The sequence below is a fragment of the Ruminococcus sp. N15.MGS-57 genome (genome assembly GCF_000980385.1).
Taxonomy (GTDB): Bacteria; Bacillota; Clostridia; order Oscillospirales; family Ruminococcaceae; genus Hominimerdicola; species Hominimerdicola aceti.
Genome location: NZ_LARF01000143.1, coordinates 1 through 443, shown reverse-complemented (window position 1 = coordinate 443; position 443 = coordinate 1). Strand labels below are relative to the sequence as shown.

The window sequence follows — 443 nt, the reverse complement described above, 5'->3', positions numbered from 1 at the left end:
ATGTGGTTTAATTCGAAGCAACGCGAAGAACCTTACCAGGTCTTGACATCCGATGCATAGCACAGAGATGTGTGAAATCCTTCGGGACATCGAGACAGGTGGTGCATGGTTGTCGTCAGCTCGTGTCGTGAGATGTTGGGTTAAGTCCCGCAACGAGCGCAACCCTTACTGTTAGTTGCTACGCAAGAGCACTCTAGCAGGACTGCCGTTGACAAAACGGAGGAAGGTGGGGATGACGTCAAATCATCATGCCCCTTATGACCTGGGCTACACACGTACTACAATGGCAATATAACAGAGGGAAGCAATACAGCGATGTGGAGCAAATCCCCAAAAATTGTCCCAGTTCAGATTGCAGGCTGCAACTCGCCTGCATGAAGTCGGAATTGCTAGTAATCGCGGATCAGCATGCCGCGGTGAATACGTTCCCGGGCCTTGTACAC

The 443-nt window shown here is 50.8% G+C and carries 1 rRNA gene; it reads left to right on the top strand.

The window, feature by feature from the left end:
• Nucleotides 1–443 (top strand): 16S ribosomal RNA (locus WS40_RS11005); the annotation flags it as partial.